Below are 23,714 nucleotides of genomic sequence, written 5' to 3'. Positions count from 1 at the left end.
CGTGGCGAAGCAGCGTTTTCAGAGCTTCGGCCTTGCCACGCCGCCGGCACTCGATGTGATCCCGGCGGACGACGCTGTTGCGTTGCTGAAGAGCGGCAAGGCGACAAGAAACGCCTTGCTCGCCTATGGCAACGGCCGCTCCTATGGCGATTCCTGCCAGAACGAGGCTGGCAAGGTCGTCGACATGCGGCCGCTGAATCGCATCCGCGCCTTTAATGCCGAGACCGGCGTGATGGAGGCCGAGGCCGGCGTGCTTCTGCCCGACATCATCGCCCATGCGGCGCCCTACGGATTCTTTCCGGCCGTCGTTCCTGGCACGCAGTTCGTCACGCTCGGCGGCGCCATCGCCAATGATGTTCACGGCAAGAACCATCACCGGCGCGGCACCTTCGGCTGCCATGTCGAATCCTTCACGCTGCTCAGATCGGATGGACGGACCTACTACTGCTCGGCCACCGACAACGCACGCCTGTTTGCCGCAACGATCGGCGGCATGGGGCTGACCGGACTGATCCTGTCGGCATCTATCCGGCTGATGCGGGTGCCATCGCTCGACATCGTCGAGACGGCGACCCCGTTCCGCGACCTCGGCGAATTCTTCGAGCTTGCCCAAGCGGCCGACCAGGCCAACGAATACGTCGTGGCCTGGATCGACCAGCTTGCCGGCGGCCACGGCCGTGGGCGCGGGCTGCTGTTCACCGGCAATCACGCCGAGCATGGCTCCCATGTGGCCTTGCGTGCAAGCGGGAATCTTTCGGTGCCGTTCCAGCCGCCGTTCAACGTGCTCAACCGGCCGTTCCTGACTGCTTTCAACGCAGCCTACCGGTGGAAGAAAGGCCGGTCTACGGCGCCGCGCCGGGTGGGCTACCAGGGTTTTTTCTTTCCGCTCGACGGCGTCGGCAACTGGAACCGGCTCTACGGACCGAACGGGCTTTTCCAGCATCAGAGCGTGGTGCCGGAAGACGTCGCGCGCCGGGCGGTGCCGGCGCTGCTTGCGGCGGCAAAAAGGGCCAGGCAGGGCTCGTTTCTCACGGTCTTGAAGCGCTTCGGCTCGATCCGCTCGCCGGCACTGCTGTCGTTCCCGCGACCGGGTTTCACGCTGACGCTGGATTTTCCCAACCGTGGCCGGGCGACGCTGGCGCTGCTGAAGGAACTCGACCAAATCACCGTCGAGGCCGGTGGCGCGGTCAATCCTTACAAGGACGCCCGAATGGGTGCCGACGTTTTCGCCGCGTCCTTTCCGGAATGGCAGCGCCTCGAAGCCATCCGCGACCCCGCCTTCTTGTCGAGCTTCTGGGCGCGAACGGCGAAAAAGCTCGACGCGCGACGCGACCCCGCCGAAGCCGAGGATTCGATAAGATTCGAATAGTTCATGGTTAATGGAACGATAAGGTAAAGCTTTCTTCGAGTTTTCCTGTGCTTCACGAAATGTTTGCAGGTTTTTAATAGAACGAGGAAGGGTTGCTGGAAAAGACATGAAATACATCGTCTTCATTCTGTTCACGGTCATGACCAACGCCGCTGCGCAGCTCATGCTGAAGCAGGGCATGATGTCGCTCGGCCAGATTTCCTTCGAGGGCACCAATCCATTGCTGAAGCTGTTGCAGATCGTCTTCAGCCCGTGGGTTTTCCTCGGCCTGTGCACCTTCGTCATCTCGATGGCGTCGCACCTCTATGTGCTGTCCAAGGTCGAGCTCAGTTTCGCATACCCATTCCTCAGCCTCGCCTATGTCGCCGTTGCGATCTTCGCCTATTTCGTCTTCCGCGAGGACCTCAATGGCTGGCGTATCGCCGGCATCGCTTTCATCTGCGTCGGCACGGTGCTGATCGCCCAAAGTGGCCGGGATTTGGGTGGGCGCGGGCATGACGAGGAAACGGCCTCCCTTTCGTCCGACAAGATTCACAGTGGGATCGTTCGATGAGACATGTGATCTTCGGCGGTGACGGTTTCGTCGGCCGCCACCTTGCCCCGAAACTTCTGGCCGACGGCGAGGAGGTGGTTGTCGCCGATATCGCTAAAAGCGATCTGCCGCATTACCGCTCGGTCCGATATGTCAGGTGCGACGTCACCGATCCGGCCTCGGTCGCTTCGGTCGGGCTGAAGGCCGACGACATGGTCTACAATCTGTCGGCGAAAATGCTGTCGCCGATCCAGGTCCGCGCCAAACGCCACGAGTTCTTCTTCCCGGTGAATTTCCACGGCACCGAGCACATCCTGCAGGCGATGGACAAGGCCGGTGCTCCGAGGCTCGTCCACTACACGACCGACATGATCTACGGCCACACGGTCACACAACCGATGACGGAGGACCATCCGGTCGCGCCGCTCGGCGAATATGGCTGGTCGAAGCAGAAGACCGAGGAACTGGCCGCCGAATGGCGCAAGCGCGGCATGTCGATCTCGCTGTTTCGGCCGCGCCTCATCATCGGCCCCGGCCGCCTCGGCATCCTCGAGAAACTGTTCAAGCTGATCGACTGGAACCTTCCGGTGCCGATGATCGGCTCGGGCAAGAACCCCTATCAGTTCATCTCGGTGTTCGACTGCGCCGAGGCCGCGCGCGCCGCCTGGAAGGCGGGCGTGCCTGATGAGGCCTATAATCTCGGCTCGCTTAATCCGCCGCCGGTCAGGAAACTGCTCGGCGATCTGATCAGGCATGCCGGTTCGAAGTCGATCCTGATTCCGACACCGGGCTGGGCGGTCAAGCGCACGCTCGACCTGCTCGACCTCTTGAACATGCCGATCATGGATCCGGAGCAGTATCTGATCGCCGACGAGGACTGCGTGCTCGACGTGTCCAAGGCCGAGCGCCAACTCGGCTGGGTGCCGCAATATCGCGACGAGGACATGCTGATCGCCGCCTACAGCGAATATCGCGCCAAGAAAGACGGCCATGCCGTCGCCGCCAAACATGTGCCCGCCGAGTGAAGGGCCAGCAGGAGACTCTTGAGATGACCGTCATGACCAAGCCAGACCACACGACTGCGCGCGCCACGGTCAGCGCGCCGGCGCTTTCGCCCGCCACCACCGTCAAGCCCGATCTGATCAGCGTCGAGCAGGCCAAGACGATGGACGTCGCGCGCATGACCGACCTGTTCAAGGCGCACCTCAACCCCGGCCAGCTGCATTTCATGAGGCTGCTCGGCTTCCACAAGATCAAGATCGAGCGTGCCGAAGGCATGTTCTACATCGATCAGAACGGCCGCAGAATCCTGGATTTCTTCGGTGGTTTCGGCTCGCTGGCCTTCGGCCACAATCATCCGCGCCTTCTCGAAGCGCGCAAGAAATTCCAGGATGAGAAGCGGCAGGAAATCGCCATCGCGTTCATGTCGCAATATGCGGCGGCCCTGGCGCACAATCTCGCCAAATGCTCGCCCGGCGATCTCGACATGGTGTTTCTGGGCTCGTCCGGCTCAGAAGCCATGGAAGCGGCCGTGAAGCTCGCCGAGCGAGCCGCCGGCCCGAAGCGGCCGAAGGTCGTCTATGCCGAGAATTCCTTCCACGGCAAGACCAAGGGTGTGCTGGCGATTACCGACGGCTCGCTCTACCGCGCCGACTTCAAGGTCGCCGACAATGTCGTGCGTATCCCGTTCGCCGACATCGAGGCGGTCGAGCGCACCTTCCGCTCCGATCCCGAGGTCGGCGTCATCGTGCTGGAAACCATCCAGGGCGGCGGCGGGATCATCCAGGCGCCTGCCGAATACTGGCAGAAGTTGCGCGCGCTCTGCGATCAGTATGGCGTGCTGTGGGTCGCCGACGAGGTGCAGTGCGGCTATGGACGCACCGGCCGCTTCTATGCCTTCGAGCATTACGGCGTCGTTCCTGACGTGACGGCGCTGGCGAAGTCGCTCGGTGGCGGCAAGGCGGCGGTCGGCGCGATGATCGCCAGGCGCGAGGTCTACATGAAGGCCTATGGCACGCCGAAGACGGCGATGATCCACGCCATGGCCACCTTCGGCGGCATGGGCGAGGCCTGTATCACCTCGATCGAGGCGCTCAACGTGCTTTACGACGAGGGACTGATCGACAACGCCGCGATGACCGGCGACTACCTCCTGCAACGGCTGCAAGCGCTCAAGGAGAAATATCCCAAGATCATCAAGGACGTGCGGGGCAAGGGGCTTATGGTCGGGCTGGAATTCCACGACTTTTCGCAGACCTTGCCGATGGTGCTGCGGCCTGTGGTCAGCGTGCTTGACGACAAGCTGAAGGGGTCCTTGTCCGGCTTCGTCGGAGCGCTGCTGCTGCGCGACTACGACGTGCTCGTTGCCTTCACCGAATACAACCGCAACGTCATCCGCCTCGAACCACCGCTGATCTGCCAGCGCGAACATGTCGACCGCTTTGTCGAGGCGCTCGACAGCCTGCTGTCGCGCGGCATCGTGTCGATCGTGAAGGATTTCGTCAAAAGCCAGGTCCGCTAGGCTGCTGAGCGAAACCATGCTGACCAAATCCCCCGTTCCGACAAACCTGCTCGACCGGCTCACCGAGGCCGGTCTGGCGTGGGGCGAGGGCACCTATGCGCGTCTTGCCGCACCGATCGGGGCGGCGGCCTTTGCGCTCTACATCCTTCTGACTGCCGTGACGGCATGGTTCATGCCCGACGCCAATTGGGACATGCTGCCCTATCTGGCGATCGCCGAGGAAGGCACCTACCCCGATGTGCAGGCGCTGCACGACTATGCCTATGGCACGGTCAAGGACGGTGTGTCGGCTGGCGAATACAAGGCCTTGGTCGATGATGGCGGCGGCTTCCGCAGCCATATGGCCGGCAACGCCGCCGACTTCCATTCTCTGCTCGGCATGTACCGGGTCAAGTTCCTCTACGCCGAGATCCTTTCGATAACCAGTTCGGTGATGTCGCCGATCGATGCGATGCGGCTGTTACAGGTATTGTCGGTGCTGCTGTTCGGCGCGATCACGCTGTTCTGGCTGCGGTCCGAAGGCGCGCTGCCGCTGGCGCCGGTCGCCGGCGCGGTGCTGATCATGGCCGAATTCGGCGACGTGGCACGCGCAGCGACACCGGATCTCCTGTGCTCGGCCCTGTTCCTCGGCGGACTTTTTGCGTATGTGCGCGGCCGCGAGGTGGCCACCGCAATCTTGCTCTTTCTCGCCTTCATGGCGCGGCCCGACAACGTCGTCTTTCTTGCCATCTTCGCCATGTTACTGGTCGCCTTCCGGCAGAAGGCGTGGGGCGCGCTGGCCGGCTTTGCCGCCTCCCTGGTCGCCTATTTCGTCATCTCGCATTGGGCGCAGCATCCCGGCTGGTGGCCGCATCTGTGGTTCTCCAGCATCGAGCAGCACTACAATATGGACGGCTTCGATCCACCGTTCTCGGTTGTCGCCTATCTTCGGGCCTTTGCCGCCTCGCTGGTCCGCGCCGTCAGTCTCAACGGCTGGATCGGCGTCTCGGTGCTGGCGCTGGCGGGGTGGTATGCCTCAAGCCGCGCCGGCTTCAAGCTCGACCGCCGCGCCGGCATCCTGTTCGCGGCATTGGTGCTCGGCGTGCTGGCCAAGTTCACCGTCTTCCCGATCCACGACACCCGCATCTACTTTCCCAACCTGATTCCGCCGTTTCTGCTGCTCGCTGGTCCATTCATGGCGCTGTGGACGAGCATCAAAGGGCGACGAGCCGCAGTGTTGCACGTCATTCCGGACGATAAACCATGAGTTGCGTCTCCAGCCCGGCGCGCATCATTTTCCCTTGAAGCCGCTGATCTCACCTGCTGCGCCACGCGTCCTTTGGACGCGCAAAGGACGCCGTAGAACTTCTTTCTGCGCATGATCCCAGCGAAAATCGATTCCGATTTTTCGGCGTTATGCGTCGGGGTCGCGCCGCACCTGCGGCGTGTCGCAAACAGGCGGTAGCACGATGGCCGTCGCCTGCATATTGTGCGCCGGTCAAGCGGGCGCCGGCGCCTGCAACAGCACTTTGGAGTCGCGGGCAATGGCAGGGTTTCCGGAAAAGGCGAAGGTCGTCATCGTCGGGCTGGGCGGCATTGTCGGCGCATCGGTCGCCCATCACCTTATCGAGCGCGGATGGCATGACATCGTCGGCATCGACAAATCAGGCATCCCGACCGATATCGGCTCGACAGCGCACGCCTCCGACTTCTGCTACACGACCAGCCATGATTTCCTGTCCTGCTGGACGACGCTCTACTCCATCGATTTCTACGAGAAGATGGGCCATTACGCCCGCATCGGCGGCCTCGAGGTCGCCCGCGTCGGCGACGACGATCGCATGGCGGAGATCAAGCGCAAGATCGCCTCGGCAAAGGCGTTCGGCACGCGCGCCCGCCTGATCGAGCCGGCCGAGATCAAGCAGAAATTCCCGCTGATCGAAGAAGAGATGGTGCAGGGCGGCCTGTGGGATCCCGATGCCGGTCTCGTCATCCCGCGCTCGCAAACGGTCGCCGGCAAGCTGGTCGACCAGGCGGAAGCCTCCGGCAAGCTCAGATCCTTCGCGAACACACCGGCCAAGTCGCTTATCGTCGAGAATGGGCGCATCAAAGGCGTGGTGACCGATCGCGGCACAATCGAAGCCGACTACGTGATTGTTTGCGCGGGTATCTGGGGCCGGTTGATCGCGGAAATGGTGGGCGAGGACCTGCCGGTGATGCCGATCGATCATCCGCTCACCTTCTTCGGGCCGTATACCGAGTTCGCCGGCACCGGCAAGGAGATCGGCTGGCCGCTGCTGCGCGACCAGGGCAATTCGGCTTACATGCGCGACACCGGCGATCCCAAGACCGCCGAAGGCGGTCAGATCGAATGGGGCTATTACGAAGAGACCAATCCGCGCCTTTGCCATCCGCGCGACCTTCTGGAGAAGAACCAGGCCCGTCTTTCGCCCTCGCAGCGCGACCTCGACATGGAACAGATCCTCGCCCCGCTCGAGCGCGCCATGGAACTGACGCCGATCCTGGGCGAACTGGGCTACAATGAGAGCCATTCCTTCAACGGGCTTCTGCAGGTGACGGCAGACGGCGGCCCCTCCATGGGCGAGAGCCAGAAGGTGCGCGGCCTCTGGTATGCCGTCGCGATCTGGGTCAAGGACGGCCCCGGCATGGGCAAGCTCATCGCCGACTGGATGACGGACGGCCGGACGTCGATCGATCACCACGCCATCGACTATTCGCGCTTCTATCCGCACCAGACGCAAGAGCAGTTCATCTGGGACCGCTGCACCGAAACGGCGATGAAGGTCTACAATCCGGCGGTCCATCCGCGTGAGCCCTTCTCTAAGGCTCGCGACGTGCGCCGCTCGCCCTTCTGGGCGCGCGAGAAGGAACTCGGCGGCTATTTCATGGAACTGGGCGGCTGGGAGCGCGCCCATGGCTATGCCGCCAACGAGCACCTGCTCGAGAAATACGGCAACCGGGTGCCAGTGCGTGAAAACGAGTGGGACAACCGCCATTTCTGGCGCGTCTCAAATGCCGAGCATCTCGCCATGAGCGAGGATTGCGGCATCGTCAACCTATCGCATTTCGCGATGTACGACGTGGAAGGCCCGGATCACGTCGCGCTGATGGAGTGGCTATGCGCGGCCAAGATCGGCGGCGATACCAACATCGGCAAGGGCATCTATACCCATTTCCTCGACGACGAGGGCATGGTGCGCGCCGACCTGACCGTCATCCGCATGGCCGACCGCTGCCGCGTCATCGACGGCGCCGATGCCGGTCCGCGCGACTTCCAGTACATGCGGCGGACGGCAAAAGACAAAGGCTTCGACGTCACCGTCACGGACGTGACCGAAAAATACGTGACCATCGGCATCTGGGGTCCGAACGCGCGGTCGACCTTGCAGAAGGTCGTCGAGAACCCGGACGGGCTGACGCCGGAGAATTTTGCCTTCGCAGCGATCAAGCCTGTCAGGATTGCCGGAAAGGACGTGACCGCTTTCCGCATCTCCTATGTCGGCGAGCAGGGCTGGGAACTGCATATGCGATACGAAGACGGCCTGGCCGTCTGGGACGCGTTGCGTTCGACCGGCGTGATGGCCTTTGGCGTCGAGACCTATGCCAACAGCCGCCGCATGGAGAAGAGCCTGCGCCTGCAGAACGCAGATCTTCTGACCGAGTACAACCTGCTGGAGGCCGATCTTGCTCGCCCGAAGGTCAAGGAGGCCGATTTCAGCGGCAAGGCAAAGCATCTGGAATATCGCGCCCGAGCGCATCAGCCGGCCATGCTTTGCACGCTCGTCATGACGGACAATGTCGATCCCAAGGGGGTTGCCCGTTATCCGGTCGGCACGATGCCGGTGTTGGACCCGCAAACGGGCGAGACGCTGGTCGACGAACTCGGCCGCCGGTCCTTCACGACCTCGATCGCCTATGGTCCGACCATCGGCAAGAACATTGCGCTCGCCTATCTGCCCTGGGCGTATTGCCAGGAGGGCCGCAAGCTGAATGTCGAGTATTTCGGCGAGACATACCCGGTCGAGGTGGCCGCTGTCGGCTACAAGCCGCTCTACGATCCGGAGAATTTCAATCCGCGCAGCTGAGCGATGATGACTTGCCGGGCCGCTACAATGGGGTGGCCTCGCAAAAACGTGAACGCATGGGCCCAGCCCAGCCTCGGGCTTTTCGCTTTGTGACGCGACGATTCTCGCTTACCTTGCGGCATGTCTGCTTTTCCCCGCGCAAGACATCTCCTCTCTGCTGCCGCTGCGCTGACGCTTGGGCTGGCGCCAGAATCCCGCGCCGCCGAGCCGGTCGACGTCGAGCTGGTTCTTGCCGTTGACGTTTCGCTTTCGATGTCGCCAGCCGAGCTCGAAATCCAGCGTCGCGGCTATGTGGCGGCCCTGACGCACGACACGGTGCTGCAGGCGATAGCCGATGGCGCCTATGGCAAGATCGCCGTCACCTATGTCGAATGGGCCGGCACGACCTGGCAGCATGTCATCGTGCCGTGGACGGTGATCGCCAATCGTGCCGACGCCGCTCGGGTGGTCGAGCAGCTCTCCGCCCATGCGCCCAACAGCGCCCGGCGCACCTCGATTTCCGGTGCCCTGCAGTTCGGCAGCGATCTCTTCGCCGAAAGCGGCTTTCGGGGCGTCAAGCGCGTCATCGACATTTCAGGCGACGGCCCCAACAATCAAGGTGCTCCCGTCGACGTGGTTCGTGACGGGTTGGTCAAGCAAGGCATCACCATCAATGGCCTGCCGCTGATGACCCGAAGCGGCTTCACCAGCGTCTACGACGTCAACTATCTCGACCGCTACTACACCGACTGCGTCATCGGTGGGCCCGGCGCGTTCATGATTCCGGTCAATGAGTGGACGCAGTTTCCCGAAGCGATCCGCCGCAAGCTGGTGCTCGAGCTTGCCGGGCCTGCGTCCCCACAGTGGGCGGCGGACGAAGCGGCACATTCGCCGGTGGTGCTGGCGCAAGACAAGCCGGCCACCGACTGCCAGGTCGGCGAAAAAATGTGGCGCGACCGAAGCTGGATGTACGACAGCCGCTAGATTTCAAGCGCTCCCCGCCAGAGGCTACGCGTGCAAGATGTTGGCTGTTTACGCGGCCAGCAACTGCTTGCGATCGACGCGCTCCTGCTGCGGCGAGCGCGCATAGAGCTCGCGGTAGCATTTGGAGAAATGCGAGGCAGAGACAAAGCCGCAAGCGACCGCCACCTCGACCACCGGCATCGATGACTGGATCAGCAAGTGCCGGGCCCGATCGAGCCGGATTTCCAGATAGTAGCGGGCAGGGGATCTGCCCATCTCGGTGCGGAACAGGCGCTCGATCTGCCGGCGCGACAGGTCGACATGATCGGCGATCTCGATCAGCGACAGCGGCTCGGACAGGTTTGCTTCCATCAATTCGATGATGGTCAGCACTTTGGAGTTCTGCACGCCAAGGCGCGCGCGCAAAGGCAGGCGCTGACGATCGGTCGGGCTGCGCACGCGGTCAGTCAACACTTGCTCGCACACCCGGTTGACGAGATTGTCGTCGAAATCGTCGCCGATCAGCTTCAGCATCATGTCGAGCGCCGCAGTGCCGCCGGCGCAGGTGTAGATGTTCTGGTCGATCTCGAAGAGGTCGGCAAAGACATTGGCCTTGGGGAATGCCTCGGAAAATCCCGGCAGGTTCTCCCAATGAATGGCGCAGCGCTTGTTGGACAACAGGCCGGCGGCGGCCAATATATGTGCGCCGGTGCATAGGCCGCCGAGGGCGACGCCGCGGTTGTATTCCTCGCGCAGCCAGGCGAAGGCCGATTTGTTCTGGTAACGCTCGACATTGATGCCGCTGCAGACCACCGCCATGTTGGGCCGTTCGGGGCCAGACATCTTCTTGCGCTCGTCCTCCAGCGAGGTGTTGACGGCGCATTCGACGCCGTTCGAGGCGCGCACCGGCTTGCCGTCGATGCTGGCGAGCCGCCAGCGATAGGCCTCGTAGCCGAGCATCCGGTTGGCCGAACGCAACGGGTCGAGCGCCGTCGCAAAAGCGATCATGGTGAAATCGGGGACCAGGAAGAACACAAACGATCGCTTGATCGGATGATTTACGACGTTCACAGGGTAGCCCTCACGCTGCAATGGCGCGAACAGGATGTCGCGATCAGCATAGCGACATCAGGAAAAACCTTTCCTGTCAATTGGCTAGGCGGCAACGGAAAGACTTTATTTGCGACATGGGTCGCAAATGGGCAATCGTTATACGGTGACGGATCCAACATGCTGCCGGATTGAGCACATATGCCGGATGTGGTCGGCGCACGACAAAACGCCGCCTCGGCAGGACCGAAGCGGCGCTCTGATCAATTTCGAAGCAGCAGAAAGAAGCGCTGCTCGCAAGCTTGTCAGATCAGGCGACGAAACCAAGACGCGCGGCGGCCATGGCGCCGGTCTGGCCGGGCATGGTGTTGGCAAGGCGCTGGCGCTCGAGCGCGGTCGTCAGGTTCATTTCACGGCGAGCGAAAAGGCGGGCAAAAAGCTTCATGATCATCTCCATTCGGTTGCTCAGACGGGTCGCCTTCGCTTGATGGAGTGGGGCAGCTCGTTTGCTGGCGCTGATATAGGCTTACGTGAGGGGAAACTAAATCGCAAAAGCGAAGCACTTGATATGAAAAGCGACACGGAATGCGACATATTTGGGCATTCCGCCTAAGATTTATGATCACTTACAAGGCGTTAGTTCGAAATGTCGGCTGCTATGCAGCCCCTTCATATACGCCATGCAGCGGCGACATGGCTCGGAAGGTCATTTGACCACAAATAAAAAGGCCTGCCGGGCAGCGTCTGCGCGGCAGGCCTTCAGCTTTGAATACACACGATCTATTTTGCTCCACCAGCCCAGGATCCGACGCCGTAGCGAGTGGTGGTCTTGGTGTCTGCGGCTTCGGGCCAGCCGATATCCTTCTGCAGTTCGATCGGCAGAGAGCGGATGGCGCGTTCGGTCTGATAGCGGGCGCGGGCCGCGCTGAATTCGGTCGCGATGCGGCCGATGGATGACAGGATGGACATTTCATTCTCCTTTGCGTTGGGCCGGAAGTTTGCCCCGTATGAGAGCTACTTCAGGTTTGTTTCAGCTTCATTTCGTGTCGATTGCAGATCAATGTCACAGTCGTTTCAAGGCGGCCTCGGTACGTCTGCCTTCGATGGAGTTGACTATCCTCCCAAAGTGATGTTCAATCAAACGAAATGGAATGATGGTTTGAATCAGAAAAATTGAAGGTCGATCCCGATGAACGCCCCACTCAATCATCCGTTGCCGCTGCTTGATCTCGACGTTTTGCGCACTTTCGTGGCGATCGCCGAGACCGGCAGTTTCACCACCGCGGCCAATGCCGTCTTCCGCACGCCGTCGGCTGTTTCCATGCAGATCAAGAAGCTTGAGGATATTCTTGGTCGCTCCGTGTTCGCGCGCGACGCGCGCTCGGTGACGCTGACCACCGATGGCGAGATGCTGCTCGGCTACGCCCGCCGGCTGTTGTCGATCAACCGCGAGGTGGTGTCGAAGTTCATCATCCCCGATATTGTCGGGGTGGTGCGGCTCGGCTCGCCGGACGATTATGGCGAGCGCGTGCTGCCGCATGTGCTGAAGCGTTTTGCGCAGTCGCATCCCTCGATCGCGGTTGACGTCACCATCGACCAGAGCATCAATCTGCGCCGGCGCATGGACGACCGGGCGCTCGACATCACGCTACTCACCAATTCGTACAAGACCAGCGCGCTCGGCGCCGAGGTGCTGCTCACCGAACCGATCGTCTGGGCCGGCGCCAAGGGCGGCTGCGCGCATCTGCGCGAGCCATTGCCGGTGTCATTGTGGGAAGAGGGCTGCGCCTGGCGGGCCGGGGCACTCGAAGCGCTCGGCCGTGAGGGCCGCAACTATCGCGTCGCCTATATGAGCGCGCATACGGCCGGCCAGCGCGCCGCGATCATGTCCGACCTCGCGGTGGCGCCGCTGCCGAAATCGTTCCTCGGCAGCGAGATGGTTGAGCTTTGCCCGAAGGACGGCATGCCGGATATCGGCACCTACAATCTCGCCATGGTCGTGGCGCCGGACGCCAGCGCGCCGGTGAAGGCGGTTGCCGACCACATCCGTGCGACCTTCGAAGTGTTCAGGGAAACCGGCAAGTTCTGACTTAGAGCGCTTTGCGTTTTGGTGGAACCAAAACCGCGCTCCAAGTCTTTGTTTTAACGCATTTTGTCGGACGCCAAACGAAGACGTTTGGCTGCAAAATGCTCTAGCTACGACCTCAACGGCGCAGCCAGGTCGTGAGCGGGGTCGCTACGACCTGTCCTTTGCAGTGCCAATTCGCCGGCTTTGGCGTGATAGCTTTCGGTGTCGCTGGTCAGGAACGTCACGATGCTGTCCCGCGCGCGCCGCGCTTCTGGCATGTCGATCAGTGGCCAGACATGGAACATGCCTTGCTCGTGCACGACCTCTATCTCGACACCGGCGGCACGGGCCTTTTGCGCGAAGATCAGATTGTCGGGGGTTAGCATATCGCGTGAACCGGTCAGAAGCAGCGTTTTCGGCAACACCGAGAGGTCACCGTAAAGCGGGCTGATGCGCCAGTCACTGGGATTTATGCCGGCACTGTAGAGCCGGACTGCCTCCAGCCCGCCCGGAATTCCCAGCCATGGATCGTAGCGTTCCGCCTCGAACACTTCGGGGTTGGCGAGCGACAAGTCGAGGCCGGGCGAAATCAGCACATGGCGCGACGGTAAGGGCTGGGCGTCTTCCGCGGCCATCATGGTCAGCACCACGGCCATGTTGCCGCCGGCGGAATCGCCCATGAAGACGATATCCTGCGCTTCCGTTTCGTCGAGCAGCTGACGGTAGACCTCGCCGACCATGCCGAACATGGCGTGGAAATCGTGTTCGGGAGCAATGGGATAGATCGGCACGGTAATGCCGAAGCCCAGCCGGTCGGCCATATCGGCGATCAGCCCCCAATGATAGGACGTGATTTGAAAGACATAGGCGCCGCCATGCAGGTAGAGAATCCGCTTTCGCACACCGGCCTTCGGCGCGATCTCGTAGACGGGAAAGCCGTCCACGCTGCGCGTCGTGATCTCGAAACGCGATCGCAGCGGTGCGGGCGGCTGATGATTCTCCGTCTTGCGCGCATACGCGATCCAGCGCTGCAGGTTTTCCGGGCTGGAAAAGGCCTGCTTGCGGCTATGCCTGAGCACGAAGGACACGACGTGGCTTTTGAGACTTGGCATGCGGACACACGGACTTCGGCTGAGCCGACTAAGAGAACCCCTCGCTATCGAAGATCGTGCCTTCGCCCAAAATGTCAAGATTTGCGCAGTCTTAACACGGCGGTGTGATCTGGCTGGCAATCAAGGCCAGCGTCCAGTCTGGCTCGCTGCAATGCTCAGCGCCGGGGCAGCCGTGCGGCGCGCAGTCGACGGTCGCTTGCCGCCGGAGCCGCATGACGGCTCCGGCGCTTGGCCAGCAGCTTGCATTTGTCGGCGAAGGTCATCAGCGCGCCGAACCCAGGAGCAGAGCCGAGAAGGTGACCTGCGGGTCTTCGCGCGGCGACACGGGCCAGCCGATGTCCCTCTGAATTTCGGGCGGCAGGCTGTTCAGCGCCCGGACGGACCTGTTTCTTTTGTGTGCATTCCTGATGGCCATACCATAGCGGCCGAGGCTTTCGAACATCGACATCTTCATCTCCTTTGGAGTGCTGCGGCGGCCGAAAGTTATTTCCTGCCTGCCGTTCGATGCCGGTTAAATGCGCCGCACATGTATCTGGTGGATTACACGAAAACAGCGCCTTGTTTCAGTTTGGGCTGATCCGGAAACATTTGCATGCAAACGAGAATGAGGGCGAAATGCAGCTTTCGCCGGCGGGACGTTACCCCCGGCCGCGCCGCGCCGCGTGGCCTTCGCGCGAACGCCGCCGCGGGGCGGCATCGCCGGCAATGCCGTCCTCGCTGACCGTCTTGCGCGGCGGCAGCTTCACCGCCGCCGACAGTTTCGGGAACGGGTCGACCTTGTTCGGCAGCGCCATGGCGTAGACGAAATGTTCCTGGAATTTCGGCTCCAGCGCGGTCTCGATCTTCTCGATCTGGCTCACTGTTTCCTCGATCTCGCGGCGATAGCCGCGATTGAGCAGCGCCATGCGCGCACCGGCGCCGGCGGCGTTGCCGACGGCCGAGACCTTGTCGAGATCGCAATCGGGGATCAGTCCCAGCACCATGGCGTATTTCGGATCGATGAAGGAGCCGAAGGCGCCGGCGAAATGGATGCGGTCGACATGATCGGTGTGCTGCTTTTCCATCAACAGCTTGGTGCCGGCATAAAGCGCGGCCTTGGCGAGCTGGATGGCGCGCACGTCGGTCTGGGTGATGGTGATCCTCGGCTCGCCTTCCTTCAGCACATAGGAGAAGGTGCGGCCACTGGCAGTGACGCGCGGCGAGCGGGCGGAGAGGCTGCCGTCGACGACACCGTCCTCTGAGATGATGCCGCCCAGATACATCTCGGCGACCACCTCGATGATGCCGGAGCCGCATATGCCGGTGACGCCGGTCGCCTGCACGCTGTCGAGGAAGCCGGGCTCGTCGGACCACAGTTCCGAGCCGATGACGCGGTATTTCGGCTCCAGCGTGTCGGGATCGATGCGGACGCGCTCGATGGCGCCGGGCGCCGCGCGTTGGCCGCCGGAGATTTCCGCCCCCTCAAAGGCCGGGCCGGTGGGCGAGGAGGCCGCCACGACCCGCTGACGATTGCCGAGCACGATCTCGGCATTTGTGCCGACGTCGACGATCAGCATCATCTCATCCTGCCGGTGCGGACCCTCCGACAGCGTCACCGCAGCCGCGTCGGCGCCGACATGGCCGGCGATGCAAGGCAGCATATAGAGCCTGGCGCCCTGATTGAGCTTCAGGCCGATATCCGACGCCTTGATGTGCACGGCGCCCGAGACGGCCAGCGCGAAGGGCGCGCCGCCGAGTTCGGTCGGGTCGATGCCGAGGAACAGGTGATGCATGATCGGATTGCCGACGAACACGGAATCCAGGATGTCGTTGCGCTGGACGTTGCCTTCCGCGCAGACCTTGTCGACGAGACCCGAGATCGCCTCGCGCACCGCAACCGTCATGCCTTCGCGGCCGTCCGGGTTCATCATCACATAGGAGACGCGGCTCATCAGATCCTCGCCGAAGCGAATCTGCGGGTTCGACGTGCCCGACGAGGCAGCGACGCGGCCCGACAGCAGCGACACCAGATGCATGGCGATGGTGGTCGAGCCGATATCGCAGGCAAGCCCGTAGGCCTCGTTCTTGAGACCGGGCCACAAAGAGATGACCCGCGCGGTCTCGCTGTCGGCATCCTTGTGGATCGCGGCGGTCGCGGTCCAGTTGCCCTTGCGCAAGATGCCTTGCACCTGCGGCAACAGATGGAAGTCGAAATCGAGGCTCTTGAGCCCCCAGTCCTTCATCAGCGCGATCTTCAGGCGATCGAGATCGCCTGATGGATTGTGCATGTCGGGCTCTTCGATCTCGACATAGCACATATGGATTGCCGAATCGCGGGCGATGACCCTGGTGTCGGCGTCTTTGCGGATGGTCTGCGCGTTGATGACCGTGTCCTGTGGCACGTCGACGACGAGATCGCCGAGGATCTGCGCCGAGCAGGACAGGCGTCGCCGTTCGGGAAGGCCGCGCACGCGTTCGTAGCGCTCTTCCTTGGCGCCCTTGGGCGAGATGTGGTCATTGGAAGAGACGATCTTGTGCTTGGCGAAGTTGCCTTCCTGCACCTCGACCTGACAGCGCCCGCAAGTGGCGCGTCCGCCGCACACGCTCTCGACATAGACGCCGAGTTGGCGCGCGGCATCGAGCACCGGCGTGCCGACCGGAAACCGCCCGCGCTTGCCGGACGGCATGAACAGCACGAGCGGGTCGGTGATGTTGGCAGGAGAGTTCACGATTGCGCGCTTATCCTCGGGCCATACGGGCTTCACGGCCACCGCGCCGGCGGCCGCCGTTGCCATTGCTTTCGCCCGGCGCGTTGACTTGCGTCGGCGCTGCGACCGCCTGGCCGCCTTCGGCCGGCTTGTAGTCCTTGTAGGTCCTGATCCAGTTGGTGCAGTTCTCGTCGGTGCCGTTCAGCACGTTGGCGCCGCGTACCGCTTCCATCTCCTGCGGTCGCACCGGATTCATGATCGCCGAGGTCATGCCGGCGCCGATCACCATCGGGATGAAGGCGGCGTTGATGCCGTGGCGGTGCGGCAGGCCGAACGAGATGTTGGAGAGGCCGCAGGTGGTGTTGACCTTGAGCTCCTCGCGCAGCCGGCGCAGGAGGGCAAAGACCTGGCGGCCGGCATCGCCCAACGCGCCGATCGGCATGACCAGCGGGTCGACGACAACATCGTGCGCCGGAATGCCGAAATCGGCGCAGCGCTCGACGATCTTCTTGGCGACGGCGAAGCGCACGTCCGGATCCATCGAAATGCCGGTCTCGTCGTTGGAGATGGCGACCACCGGAACGTTGTATTTCTTGACCAGCGGCAAGATGGCTTCGAGCTTTTCTTCCTCGCCGGTGACGGAGTTGACCAGCGGCCGGCCCTTGGCGACCCTGAGCGCCGCCTCGATCGCGGCGGTCACCGAACTGTCGATCGACAGCGGCAGGTCGACCAGTCCCTGCACGATCTCCAGCGTCTGCACCAGCAGGCCGGGTTCGGTCTCGTTCGGATTGACAGAGGTCACGCCTGCATTGACGTCGAGCATGGTCGCGCCGCAGGCGGCCTGTTCCAGCGCGTCCCTGATGACAGTGTCGAAATTGCCCGCGATCATCTCGGCGGCGAGCTTCTTGCGCCCGGTCGGATTGATGCGTTCGCCGATCACGCAGAAGGGCTGGTCGAAGCCGATGATGATTTCTCGTGTCGCCGAGGCGACGATCGTCCGGGTCATGAAATCTCTCCGTCGTGATATAAAGACTTCTTTATATCGTTTCTGATCTCGATCAAGCGAATGGTGACCGTCCGCGCCATCAATGCGCGGTCTTGACCATGTCGACCTGCGTTTCGGTGATCTCGTCGTGCAATATGTGGTCTAGACGGTCGGCGACGAGCTGGTCGTCGCGGCGGATTTCGCGTTTCCAGGGCTGGCGGCCCTTCAGCACGCCCGATTCATCGACAATCTCGGCGACATATTCCTCCTGGCGATAGGCCATCACATGGACGCCGGAAACGCCGGGGATTTCCTTCACCTCGTTGATGATGTCGATGCAGAGCTGCTTGCCTTCCTTCTTCTGATCCTGGGCGCCTTCCAGTCGCTTGACGATCTGATCGGGGATATGAATGCCCGGCACGTTGGAGCGGATCCATTTGGCGGTCTTGGCCGAGGCCAGCGGTCCGACCCCGCACAGGATGAAGCATTTTTCCGTAAAACCGAGGTCCCGGATCTGCTGCATGTAGGTGCGGAACATCGGCACGTCGAAACAGTATTGGCTTTGCACGAATTGGGCACCGGCGGCGATCTTCTTGCCTAGCCGGTAGGGTCGGAAATCGATCGGCGGCGCGAACGGGTTGATCGCCGCGCCGAGGAAAAGCTGCGGCGGCGTCGTCAGCTTGCGGCCGGACAGGAATTTGCCGTTGTCGCGCATGATGCGGCAGGTTTCCAGCAATGACATGCAGTCGAGATCGAACACCGGCTTGGCGCCGGGCTGGTCGCCGGCCTGGACCCCGTCGCCTGTCAGGCACAGCATGTTGGCGACGCCCATCGCCGCCCCGCCCAGCACGTCGCCCTGGATGGCGATACGGTTACGGTCGCGGCAGGCGATCTGCATGATCGGGGCATAGCCCATGCGGGTCAGCAGCGCACAGATGCCGACCGACGACATGTGGCAGTTGGCGCCCGACGCGTCGACGGCGTTGATGGCGTCGACCCAGCCGTCGAAGATTTTGGCGCGGTTGTAGACATCTTCCGGATCGGCGCTGTCGGGCGGGTTGAGCTCGGTGGTCACCGCGAACTCACCGCGCCTCAGGACGCGCTCCAAGCGTCCGCGCGACGTGTGGCCGGGCAGGGGCTCAAGCGGCAGATGAATGCCGGCCGGGTTCTCGTCGCGCTGGCGGCCGATCATGTCGGTGCCCCGGTCTTCGGAGCGTTACGGGCGGCTTCGCGCGCGGCTGCGGCCTGCGCGGTCACCCGCAGCCATGCCGAGGTCTCGCGCAGCGACTGGTCGACCGGCTTCTGCACGTCGAGGATCTTGTCGCCATGCTTCATGTTGCGTGAGCCTTCCCAGGCCTTGACCCAGACGCAGGGCATATCAGGCTCGACCTCGCAATTGCCGTTGGCACGCACGCCGCCGCAAGGGCCGTTGCGCAATTGCTTGGGGCAATTCATCGGGCACGACATGCCAGTGGAGGAAAGGATGCACTGGCCGCACATGCGGCAATCGAACATAAAACCCTTGACGCGTTTTTCGACGAATTTGATCGGGGCTTCGACGCGGCCGTAACCGATGCCCTTCCACAGCGGGTGGAGAGTCAAGAACATGTCGGCGAACCTGGCGTAGAACCATTCGAGCAATCGCGAATGCCGCACGGACCACAGCCTGACCGCGAACGAGCGCTGCACGCGCCGCTGCGGCGACACGTCGGCCGGCTTGTAGTCGGATTTCGGCGCCGCCTTCTTGACCAAAGTGGCCTGGGTAACCGCCGGGGTTGGTTCAGGCATCTTCTTTTCCGCCCGCCTTGACCAGAGCGACCAGCCGCTCGCGGTCGTATTTCGCGTCGATATCCTGAAAGGCTTTTTCAGCCTCGCCTTCAAGATCGTCGCTGACCGGCACGGGGTCGGCCTTGCGCCATTCGGCCAGGTAGTCGTCGGTACCGCCGGCGCCGGTGCGCATCGCACACATGTCGATCGCCTCGGTGAAGCGCAGCGGCAGTTCGCGCTTGGCGTTCTGCCGGCCCTTCTTGACGATGACCTGCGCGGGGATGTCGCGCCAGTAGACGACGATCAGATCGGCCATGAATTTCTTACTCCTCGTGTTCCGAGCATTGCCGGAAGCGCTGTTGGGCTGCTTGTTATGGGACGACGCGCGCGCATTCAAAAGCGACGCAATCGCAGGGCGCAAAAGGAAAGGTGGAAATTTTCGATGCTTGGCTTGGTTTGGATCAGCCGCCGCGACGATCGAAGCTGCCGACGAGCTTCCTGTGGAAGCGAACGTAGCCTCGCTCGGTCGTGCGCAGATGCTCGGCGACGATCTGGTGGAAGCGCGGCAGGCGGTGAAAGGGAACGGCCGGATAACAGTGATGCTCTGAATGGTAAGGCATGTTCCACGCCACGAAGCGCACAAGCCTTGTGGTAAAGGTGGTGCGGGTGTTTTCGAGCATGTTGGCGACATGCGGGCACAGTGCGTGCTCGGCCAGCAGATAGGCCCGCAAAAAGGGTTGGCCGACGAGCACCGGCACAATCCAGACCCACAGCAGCAGCGCCGACTGCGCGACCAGCGAGGCCACCAGCAGCACCGCATAGGCGATCAGGAACCAACGTGCTTCCGAAATCACCTTGTCGCGGCCCTTTTCCGGCACGAAGCCGTCGCGGTTGCGGCCGGCGGCGTTGACGACAGTCACGCGCGCCATGCCGATCCAATAGGGGAGGCCGGAGAGATAGCGCAAATACTGGGCGATGGTCTCCGGTTTCGGGCTCATGAGTTCGGGATCATTGTCCGGATCGTGCGTGTGTCGGTGGTGCGCGAAATGGAAATAGCGGAACCAGACCGGCGGCAGCAGGATCAGGAAGCCGGTCACGGTGGCGATGGCGCGATTGAGCCACGCTGTCCTGAAAGCGGTTTCGTGGATGGTCTCGTGCAACAGCGTGAAGAAGAAGACGATCAGGATCCCCTGCGGCAGCATGATAATGGGCCAGAATGGGATGCGGGCGGTGATCATCGCGCCCAGCACGACAACCAGTCCGCCATGGACAGCCAGCCGGACAATGCCGGGCCTATCCAGCTTGGCGGTGAGGTCGCGACGATCCTCGACCGACAGACCGGCGATAATGGTGCGGTGGTCGATTTCGCTCATGCCTGCAAGCTTATCGCCGAGGCGCTGTCCGGTAAATCGGCGCTCCTTACCAGACGCCGGTTTTTACGCCGGTCCAGAGGTAGAACCAGATCGTCGGATGATACCATTGTTTGGAAGGCAGGCCGGGATCTGAGGTGGCAAGCTTGTCGGCCAGCGCATCCCTGACCGCCTCGACGCAGATGTCGCGTGAGAATGCCGCCTGCCGCAGCGCATAGCTTGAAATCGTATCGCCTGCCTCAGGCTTGCCGCGCACCTGCCGCAGCACGCCGCCGGTGTCGACGCCGGCGTCGACCAAATGCACGGTGGTGCCGAAGTTCTCCGCATCGCCGGAGGCCAACGCCCAGTAGCCGCCATTCATGCCGCGATACTTCGGAGCGATGCCGGCATGGTAATTGAGGACCGGGCAAGGAATTCTGGCAAGTGTCTGCCTCGACAGCAGGCGGCAGCCAGCGAGCAGCACGACGCCGGGCTGGATTTCCCTGATCGCCTGCAGGCACTCCGGCGCATTGGCTGAGGGAACGTGGATGATCGCTTGTCCGGGCTTTGATTCCGTCTGCAGCTTCTGTTCGGCGATGATGCGGGCTGCATGCCCGGCGAAAAACCGCTTGCCGAGCCGCGTCAGCACCATTGTGCCGAGCTGCCCGATGGCCTGTAGCCAGCCTTGGCGCCGGGCGCGCCCGAGCAGCAATTGCTTTTTGGATTCAGGGCTTTCGAGGATGACGCTCACCGGCCCGAGTCGGTCAGAGATGGCGTTGACGATGGCCCAGATATGCGGACCGCCTTCGGTGACGACGACGATCGGCCGCGGATTTGATTTCAACGGTTCCATGTTTGTGCCGCCCCGAAAAGACCTGCTCTCAGCGGGCGAGATGCTAGGCCGGCCGGGTTAATCCTTGGTGATCGGAACCAGGGCCGCAGGCTCAGCGCTTGAATTCAAGGATGTCGAGCTTCGATTCGTGATAGGGCGCCGGGAACTCGATGCGCCATTCGTTGACGCTGTTGCGAAAGGCGTAGCCGACCTGATCGCTTTGTGGGCCGCTGCCATAGGGTTTCGCGGGATCGTTGTTGACGGAGAAGGAGCCGAGATAGATCGAGCGCTTTTCGCCGTCGTCGAAGAAACGGCCCTTGGTGCGCTGCGAGCCGGTGATTTTTTCCAGCATCCAGCCCGAACCATCGTCGCTCACCTTGCACTTGAACCAGCCATAGATGACGAGCGGGCTTAGTCCGCCAGCCTTGATGGTGCGGCATTGCCAGTTGCCGGTCAGGTCCTTGTCGGAAAACGAGACCAGCGGCTTTGCCAGCAAGGCGTCGAGCTGCTTGACCTCGGCGGCGTCGCCGGCCTTGGCTTCATCAAGGGCGGCCTTACGCGTCTCATCATATTTGTCGAGCCTCACCTTGTCGGCGGGCGTGATCAGCTTCTGCACCTCGCCATCGGCGAGCGCGGGCAGGGCGAAGCAGACAACGCCTGCGGCGGCAATCAAGAGGCGAGCAATCATCGGTGCGTTTCCCGGTCGATGGCTGGAACAGCCTGTTTTCTCGTTTGGCACATAACTTACCCGTTCGCGGAGGCCTGTCATCCGTGCTTAACACCGGCCAGGTTAAAATTCGTGGTTTCGCCGATGCGGATCTTGCTTACGGGATCGTCAGGCTGGCTGGGCAGCGCGCTGGCGCCGCGCCTGCGGGCCCTTGGCCATGACCTCGTCGGCCTCGATCCCGTCCCGTCGGTGCAAACGCAGGTGATCGGCTCGGTCGCCGACCGTGATCTGGTCATGCGGACGGTCAGCAAAAATCACATCGAGGCGATCATCCACAGCGGCGCGCTGCACAAGCCTGACATCGAACACCAACGTAATGAGGATTTCATCGAGACGAATGTGCGCGGCACGCTCAACCTGCTCGACGCGGCGGTGGCATCAGGCATTCAGCGCTTCGTCTTCACGTCGACGACCTCGCTGATGATCTCGAAAGCCATACGCGCCGGCTTGACCGGCGGTGCGCGCAAGGCCGCCTGGTTGACGGAAGACATGTCGCCCGAGCCGCGCAACATCTACGGCGTCACCAAGCTTTCGGCCGAACATCTTTGCCGCCTCTATCACATTCAGTCCGGACTGCCGGTGATCGTGCTGCGCACCGCAAGGTTTTTTCCCGAAGCAGACGACATGGGGCATGCGATCGAGCAGTCGGACGCCAACATCAAGGCCAATGAGCTGTTGTTTCGCCGGCTGACCGTGGAAGATGCCGCCGAGGCTCATGCCGCGGCGCTGGAGAAGGCGCCACAGCTAGGCTTCGACATCGTCATCGTCTCAGCGCCAACGCCGTTCCGACCCGACGATTGCGAGGCATTGATCGCCGACGCACCGTCCGTCGTGGCGCGCTATTTTCCGGAATTTCCGGCACTCTATGCGCGGAAAGGCTGGACGATGTTTTCCTCGATCGACCGTGTCTACGACGCCTCGCGGGCGAGGGACAGGCTGGGCTTCGTCTGCAAGACGAGCTTTGCCGATGTGCTCGCCGCGCTTGCAGCGGAAGAAGGGACCGCCTGATCGAACGGTCAGCCGTGTGCGGCGCTGGCCAGCTCCGCCGTCAGGTCGCCATAACCGGTCGAGCGGCGCTCATAAGCGAGGCCGAGCATTTTCGCGGCCTTCTCGGCGACCTTGTCGAGTTCCGGATCGTCGGTCTGGGCGATATAGATCAGCTTCTCGTAATTGCCGAAATAGTCCTTGATCAGCTCCGGATGCCTGTCGAGGCCGAGCGGCTTCATGAAGAAGGCGTCGAACTGGCGGCACAGGAAGTCGGTCATGTAGAACGACATCATGTCGTCATCGGCGACCTTCGCATAGGCGTCCATGCCCTGGTAGAAGGCAAAGCAATGCGGCCCGGCCATGCGTTTGACGCCATGCTTCTCGCAGACGCGGTCGAGCAGGCCGCCGGTGCCGCAATCGGCGTAGCCGACGAAGATGTTTCTATAGCCATCCGCCTTGGCCTTCTCGATTGCCTTGTCCATGGCCGGCGCGATGCGGTCCGGGTAGAAATGGAACTCCGCCGGCAGGCAGGTCAGGTCGAGATGGTCGAGCCCCAGCTGCTCCTTGACGGCCAGAACTTCGCGCGCAATCATCCCGCAGGCGATGACGAGCAGCCTGTCGCCTTGATCGGGTTGTAGTTTTTGCACGGCGCTCATAGAACCGGGTTTCGTTGCTATTTGTTTCGAATCTATCGAACGAGG

23 protein-coding genes are annotated in these 23,714 nt (G+C 62.4%); 9 read left to right on the top strand and 14 right to left on the bottom strand.

What is annotated here, in order from left to right; all coding sequences use genetic code 11:
• Position 1 precedes the first annotated feature (1 nt).
• From CIT25_RS22545 to CIT25_RS22515, 7 genes are all read left to right on the top strand, one after another.
• The gene (locus CIT25_RS22545; RefSeq protein WP_095486720.1) at positions 2-1,369 is read left to right on the top strand and encodes an FAD-binding oxidoreductase; all 1,368 of its coding nucleotides are present in this window, start codon (positions 2-4) and stop codon (positions 1,367-1,369) included.
• A gap of 106 nt (positions 1,370-1,475) precedes the next feature.
• A complete protein-coding gene (locus CIT25_RS22540; RefSeq protein ID WP_095486719.1) occupies positions 1,476-1,922 on the top strand; it encodes an EamA family transporter in 447 nt (148 codons plus the stop codon).
• Positions 1,919-2,926 (top strand): NAD-dependent epimerase/dehydratase family protein, encoded by a 1,008-nt coding sequence (locus CIT25_RS22535; RefSeq protein ID WP_095486718.1) that lies wholly within the window; start codon positions 1,919-1,921, stop codon positions 2,924-2,926. The genes CIT25_RS22540 and CIT25_RS22535 overlap by 4 nt, the downstream gene beginning before the upstream one ends.
• 23 nt (positions 2,927-2,949) lie before the next feature.
• Positions 2,950-4,422: an aspartate aminotransferase family protein gene (locus CIT25_RS22530; protein WP_095486759.1), complete on the top strand. Its 1,473-nt coding sequence runs from the start codon at positions 2,950-2,952 to the stop codon at positions 4,420-4,422.
• Between the two features lie 16 nt (positions 4,423-4,438).
• Positions 4,439-5,668, top strand: coding sequence for a hypothetical protein (locus CIT25_RS22525; protein ID WP_095486717.1), 1,230 nt, complete (start codon positions 4,439-4,441; stop codon positions 5,666-5,668).
• Between the two features lie 277 nt (positions 5,669-5,945).
• Positions 5,946-8,507 (top strand): GcvT family protein, encoded by a 2,562-nt coding sequence (locus CIT25_RS22520; protein ID WP_095486716.1) that lies wholly within the window; start codon positions 5,946-5,948, stop codon positions 8,505-8,507.
• Between the two features lie 120 nt (positions 8,508-8,627).
• A complete protein-coding gene (locus tag CIT25_RS22515) occupies positions 8,628-9,470 on the top strand; it encodes a DUF1194 domain-containing protein (RefSeq protein WP_095486715.1) in 843 nt (280 codons plus the stop codon).
• A 48-nt stretch (positions 9,471-9,518) separates the two neighbouring features.
• Here the strand turns inward: CIT25_RS22515 and CIT25_RS22510 are convergent, their stop codons facing one another.
• The 3 genes from CIT25_RS22510 to CIT25_RS22500 form a co-directional block, all read right to left on the bottom strand.
• Positions 9,519-10,457, bottom strand: coding sequence for a GlxA family transcriptional regulator (locus CIT25_RS22510; RefSeq protein WP_348627380.1), 939 nt, complete (start codon positions 10,455-10,457; stop codon positions 9,519-9,521).
• A gap of 352 nt (positions 10,458-10,809) precedes the next feature.
• Complete coding sequence (locus tag CIT25_RS38130; protein WP_013894968.1) at positions 10,810-10,944, bottom strand: hypothetical protein; 135 nt, start codon at positions 10,942-10,944, stop codon at positions 10,810-10,812.
• 335 nt (positions 10,945-11,279) lie between these two features.
• Positions 11,280-11,468 carry a hypothetical protein gene (locus CIT25_RS22500; RefSeq protein ID WP_095486713.1) on the bottom strand — a complete coding sequence of 63 codons (189 nt, stop codon included), beginning with the start codon at positions 11,466-11,468 and terminating at the stop codon, positions 11,280-11,282.
• 220 nt (positions 11,469-11,688) lie between these two features.
• Here CIT25_RS22500 and CIT25_RS22495 point away from each other — a divergent pair, with 220 nt between their 5' ends.
• A complete protein-coding gene (locus CIT25_RS22495; RefSeq protein ID WP_095486712.1) occupies positions 11,689-12,588 on the top strand; it encodes a LysR substrate-binding domain-containing protein in 900 nt (299 codons plus the stop codon).
• A 107-nt stretch (positions 12,589-12,695) separates the two neighbouring features.
• On the opposite strand, the gene CIT25_RS22490 is transcribed toward CIT25_RS22495, so the two are convergent.
• From CIT25_RS22490 to CIT25_RS22445, 10 genes are all read right to left on the bottom strand, one after another.
• The gene (locus CIT25_RS22490; protein WP_095486711.1) at positions 12,696-13,679 is read right to left on the bottom strand and encodes an alpha/beta hydrolase; all 984 of its coding nucleotides are present in this window, start codon (positions 13,677-13,679) and stop codon (positions 12,696-12,698) included.
• A 262-nt stretch (positions 13,680-13,941) separates the two neighbouring features.
• Positions 13,942-14,127: a hypothetical protein gene (locus CIT25_RS22485; protein WP_095486758.1), complete on the bottom strand. Its 186-nt coding sequence runs from the start codon at positions 14,125-14,127 to the stop codon at positions 13,942-13,944.
• Positions 14,128-14,317: 190 nt separating this feature from the next.
• Positions 14,318-16,453, bottom strand: coding sequence for an ASKHA domain-containing protein (locus CIT25_RS22480; protein WP_095486710.1), 2,136 nt, complete (start codon positions 16,451-16,453; stop codon positions 14,318-14,320).
• Positions 16,398-17,372, bottom strand: a complete 975-nt coding sequence (locus CIT25_RS22475) for a methyltetrahydrofolate cobalamin methyltransferase (RefSeq protein ID WP_095486709.1) — start codon at positions 17,370-17,372, stop codon at positions 16,398-16,400. The genes CIT25_RS22480 and CIT25_RS22475 overlap by 56 nt, the downstream gene beginning before the upstream one ends.
• Before the next feature lie 79 nt (positions 17,373-17,451).
• Positions 17,452-18,543 (bottom strand): methylenetetrahydrofolate reductase, encoded by a 1,092-nt coding sequence (locus CIT25_RS22470; RefSeq protein WP_095486708.1) that lies wholly within the window; start codon positions 18,541-18,543, stop codon positions 17,452-17,454.
• Positions 18,540-19,139 carry a methylenetetrahydrofolate reductase C-terminal domain-containing protein gene (locus CIT25_RS22465; protein ID WP_095486707.1) on the bottom strand — a complete coding sequence of 200 codons (600 nt, stop codon included), beginning with the start codon at positions 19,137-19,139 and terminating at the stop codon, positions 18,540-18,542. Before CIT25_RS22465 ends, CIT25_RS22470 begins: the two co-directional genes overlap by 4 nt.
• Complete coding sequence (locus CIT25_RS22460; protein ID WP_095486706.1) at positions 19,132-19,434, bottom strand: virulence factor; 303 nt, start codon at positions 19,432-19,434, stop codon at positions 19,132-19,134. The genes CIT25_RS22465 and CIT25_RS22460 overlap by 8 nt, the downstream gene beginning before the upstream one ends.
• Positions 19,435-19,579: 145 nt before the next feature.
• Positions 19,580-20,491: a fatty acid desaturase gene (locus tag CIT25_RS22455; protein ID WP_245329949.1), complete on the bottom strand. Its 912-nt coding sequence runs from the start codon at positions 20,489-20,491 to the stop codon at positions 19,580-19,582.
• A 46-nt stretch (positions 20,492-20,537) separates the two neighbouring features.
• On the bottom strand, positions 20,538-21,320 hold the full coding sequence (locus CIT25_RS22450; protein WP_095486705.1) for a formyl transferase: 783 nt from the start codon (positions 21,318-21,320) through the stop codon (positions 20,538-20,540).
• 91 nt (positions 21,321-21,411) lie between these two features.
• Positions 21,412-21,987 (bottom strand): DUF4893 domain-containing protein, encoded by a 576-nt coding sequence (locus CIT25_RS22445; protein WP_095486704.1) that lies wholly within the window; start codon positions 21,985-21,987, stop codon positions 21,412-21,414.
• A gap of 123 nt (positions 21,988-22,110) precedes the next feature.
• Here CIT25_RS22445 and CIT25_RS22440 point away from each other — a divergent pair, with 123 nt between their 5' ends.
• Positions 22,111-23,034 carry an NAD-dependent epimerase/dehydratase family protein gene (locus CIT25_RS22440; protein ID WP_095486703.1) on the top strand — a complete coding sequence of 308 codons (924 nt, stop codon included), beginning with the start codon at positions 22,111-22,113 and terminating at the stop codon, positions 23,032-23,034.
• A gap of 8 nt (positions 23,035-23,042) precedes the next feature.
• Here CIT25_RS22440 and CIT25_RS22435 read toward each other — a convergent pair whose 3' ends face one another.
• Positions 23,043-23,669 carry a DUF1638 domain-containing protein gene (locus CIT25_RS22435; RefSeq protein ID WP_095486702.1) on the bottom strand — a complete coding sequence of 209 codons (627 nt, stop codon included), beginning with the start codon at positions 23,667-23,669 and terminating at the stop codon, positions 23,043-23,045.
• Between the last annotated feature and the right edge of the window lie 45 nt (positions 23,670-23,714).

The sequence above is a fragment of the Mesorhizobium mediterraneum genome, assembly GCF_002284565.1.
GTDB classification, from domain to species: domain Bacteria; phylum Pseudomonadota; class Alphaproteobacteria; order Rhizobiales; family Rhizobiaceae; genus Mesorhizobium; species Mesorhizobium mediterraneum.
The sequence above is the reverse complement of the archived record's forward strand: the minus strand, read 5'-3'. Positions and strand labels throughout refer to the sequence as shown.